Source organism: Candidatus Magnetobacterium casense (assembly GCF_019173545.1).
GTDB lineage: Bacteria > Nitrospirota > Thermodesulfovibrionia > Thermodesulfovibrionales > Magnetobacteriaceae > Magnetobacterium > Magnetobacterium cryptolimnobacter.
This window is the reverse complement of sequence record NZ_JABXWD010000337.1, coordinates 1-3,665: the sequence shown is the minus strand read 5'-3', so window position 1 is coordinate 3,665 and position 3,665 is coordinate 1. Positions and strand designations below refer to the sequence as shown.

Genomic DNA, 3,665 nt, shown 5'->3' with positions numbered 1-3,665 from the left:
TGTCGCGTGCTGCCGGATTGTCATCGGCCAGGAGCACCCTCATGCCCACGTATTTATCCGACGGCAGACGGAAGCGGCGTCTGTCGGGGTTTTGTCTGTCAAACTGCGCCGTAAAGTGAAAGACTGACCCCACCCCGGGGGTACTCTCTACCCATATGCGACCGCTCATCATCTCTACCAGGCGGTTGCATATGGTTAATCCCAGTCCGGTGCCGCCGTACTTGCGCGTGGTAGAGGAGTCGGCCTGCGTAAAGGGTTGAAACAGCGTGGTTATCTGCTGAGGGCTTATCCCTATGCCGGTATCTTTGACCGAAAAGTGCAGGCAGGCCATATCATCGGTTACCTCGTTAGCCTCGATGCAGATAATTAGCTCCCCCTCTGTGGTGAACTTTATGGCGTTGTTTGAGAGGTTGATCAAAACCTGCCCCAAGCGCAGGGGGTCTCCGACAAGTGCCAGCGGAACGCCCCTGCCTACGTGGAAACAGAACTCAATGCCCTTTTCGTCGGTCTTGAGCGTGATCAGGTTCGATACACTGTGCAGCACCTCATCCAGGTGGAAGGGGATATACTCCATCTCCAGCTTTCCGGCCTCGATCTTGGAAAAGTCCAGGATGTCATTGATGACCCCCAGCAGGGTCTGGGCAGAGGTGTTGATCTTTGTAAGGTAGTCCAGTTGTTTGTCATCGAGGTTGGTTTTGAGTGTGAGATAGGCCATACCGATGATGGCGTTGAGGGGGGTGCGTATCTCATGGCTCATGTTTGCCAGGAAGTCGCTTTTTGCCTTGTTGGCGCTTGTGGCCATTTCCTCGGCAGTGCGCAACTGTTCGGTCTGGTCACGCAGGAGCTGTTCTCTGTAGACCGTGTCGGTGATATCCTGTATCCTGATTACACAGCGAAAGCGCCTGTCCTTGGAGCGTATGCCGCTGATGAGCACGACCTGGCTTATCCTTTCGTCCCTCCGTGGGTCAGACGTAGACTGGTACAGGGGGAAGGGTCTGTTGGTCAACTTGTGGGACAGCGTGGTGGGCAGTCCAAAGGAGAGGGCGTTGTCGATCCCGCGCATGATCCGTGTATCGACCAGTTCGGGAAACACATCGCAAAGGTCACGCTCTGTTACCTCGGCTCTGCCAATGCGTGAAGCCTTCTCCATCCAGCGGTTCCAGAGCAGGATGCGTCTGTCGGCATCAAGGATTATGACACCTTCAGGACTTTTATCTAAAACCGTAAGTAAAAAATCAGTGTCAAACTCCGTCATGAGCCTCTACTCTATAGTTACATTGTATTATAGCAGATTTCGATTGGATTACAAAATACGTATTTTTACGGAGCGTCAAAGGAGTCGTGCTCCCTTGTAGGTGAGGTCTGAGGGCATACGTGTTAAGCTAAGGGAAAAATGGCTATTTCAAGTGACAGGTAGCACTCCGGTCCGGCGTGGTCACATCGATTAAGCACAGTAACAATGCCATATTACGAAAATACAAAAGCGGCTTAAAACCCGGCATCCACGGTTGATTGGGGTACTACCAGCCATTTGCAGACCTCCTTAATATCAGGTTTTTCGCTATTTATACGTAAATTGAGACATTAGAACCTACGTCTTGTTTTGTCTCCGAGCTTCCGATCCCCTGCAACATCATATAGGAGTCCTTCTGCTTCTGCCTCTGGTCAAACTGTTTTGTAATCAACTCCTGTTGAGCCTTGCTCTCTATGTTAGTTGCCTTGGCGGCAATTGCCTGGTCCTGCGGAGAGGGGTCTGCGGGGGCAAGGGCCGCAGCCCTGACCTGCCGCATCTTTCTGACCGTAGCGTCGGGTTCTTTTTCCTTCGATACGTCAATTGGTACTTCGCCGCCACTTATATAGTTCTTGCCATCAGGCCCCCTGGTATACTCATACGTTGGAGCGCCGGCGTATTGACCACCAACGGACGTATGCGCCTGCTCGTGTGCCTTGACTGCCTGTTCGCGCTGCTTTAGTCTTTGTACCTGTATCTGTATTTCACGTGCCTTATCTGCGTTGGTTTGCGGTGTTGTCCCGGCATTGTCTGCCGTGACGCCGCCGGCTTTACCATCCGTGCCGGCGCTTACACCGCCCTGCTTATTAACGCTATCGGCATTTTGAGCGTTTGAGACATTCCTTGTGCCACCTGATAACCCATACGTCGGGTACAAACCTTGCTGTATGCCTGTAACTGATACATCCATGTATGCCCCTCCTTATCGTATCATTGAGCTGCCAGTTGTTCTACCCTGCCGCAATTGGAACAACCACCTTAGAGGGCACCCTGTCATCTACAATCATCAGTTGTGCCGCCTTCATGTTGGATGTGTTGATAACAATGGGAGAGCTAAAATTGACCAACATTTCTTTTTCACCAATAGTTGCCGCAACCAGCACCAATAAATGTTCAACCTTGTTACACTGCAAAAACTCCTCTACCTCGTCTACGGCCGTAAAGGTATAGTCCTTGTGTATCACAAAGGGGTCAACCAGCGTAAAGGCCACCTCCGGGTCATCTACCGAGTGTAACCACTTTACCGGCTTATCTGTAAACAACAGACAGTACCTCGTCAATCCCTCAAAGCCCGCCAACCCGCGAGGGAAACTTATAACCTTGTCTTCCTCAACCTCTAACTCACCAAACCGTGAACTGTTAAACCGCATCTGTATATCCTCCTAAAATATTAAACTTGTTATGCAACTCTGAACTCATGCTCTATGATATCACTTTGTTTGCACAACAGTCCACCTGTGGTACCACCACATTCACCATACATTGTGTATATCGGTAAAATAAAATTAAAACTGAAGGGGCTTTGTTGCATCTCAGCGCCGTAGGCCCAGATCGCCATACAGGAACTGCACAAGGGCTACACCCACGATGGCCGCAGTCTCAGCCCTCAGGATGCGTCTGCCAAGTGACGCTATCAACACCCCGGCGCCTTGCGCATGTAAGACCTCATCCGTAGTAAATCCGCCCTCACTGCCAACCAGGACGTATACCCGCCCGGGCGTCCCGGGCAAATCGCGCGGGGTATGCGTGCCCTCACCCTCGTAAAACATAATCCCCGGGGCGTCCTTTTCGGAGGATATCTGTCCCAACAATGATGATAAGTCCGTCACCTCTGCAACATCGGGGACAACGACCCTGCCCGATTGTCTTGCGGCCTCTATGGCTATCTTTTTCCATCGCTGAAGCCTCCTAGTATGGTGCATCTGCCCCCTCTGGGTTGACACCGGGATTATCCTCCTTACCCCAAGCTCCGTGGACTTCTCAACCACCAGGTCCATCTTATCCCCCTTGAGTAGCCCCTGACACAACACCATATCTAAGGATGACTCCCTTTGAGGGGCCGCCTCCTGTACTGCCCTAACCGTTACCCCACCGCGACCAAGCGCAGTGATGGTAGCCCTGTAGTACCTGCCATCTGCATCAAACAACTCCAGCTCATCGGCCACCCTGTGTCTGAGCACCGATGCGATGTAGTGTGACACCTCCCTGCCTAACTGTGCATGTCCGTCCCTGACAACAAGGCTGTCTATAAATATATACGGCATTGTCTTGATATCATATCATCACAGGATTTTTTACGGCAAGGAAGTTTTTATATATAGCACGTTTCGATTGGATTAAATACAAGATACATGGCATTTTTACGGGGTCAAGG

General features: G+C 51.4%; 4 protein-coding genes. All 4 read right to left on the bottom strand.

Annotation, left to right across the window (positions count from 1 at the left end; all coding sequences use genetic code 11):
* On the bottom strand, nucleotides 1–1,255 hold a 1,255-nt coding region (locus HWQ67_RS14390), incomplete at its 3' end, for an ATP-binding protein (protein ID WP_218253383.1).
* Nucleotides 1,256–1,565: 310 nt separating this feature from the next.
* Entirely contained in the window at nucleotides 1,566–2,201 is a 636-nt protein-coding gene (locus HWQ67_RS14385) for a putative metalloprotease CJM1_0395 family protein (protein ID WP_218253382.1), read from the bottom strand.
* A 40-nt stretch (nucleotides 2,202–2,241) separates the two neighbouring features.
* Nucleotides 2,242–2,661, bottom strand: coding sequence for a flagellar assembly protein FliW (gene fliW, locus HWQ67_RS14380; protein ID WP_218253381.1), 420 nt, complete (start codon nucleotides 2,659–2,661; stop codon nucleotides 2,242–2,244).
* Between the two features lie 162 nt (nucleotides 2,662–2,823).
* Entirely contained in the window at nucleotides 2,824–3,555 is a 732-nt protein-coding gene (locus HWQ67_RS14375; protein WP_218253380.1) for a 16S rRNA (uracil(1498)-N(3))-methyltransferase, read from the bottom strand.
* Between the last annotated feature and the right edge of the window lie 110 nt (nucleotides 3,556–3,665).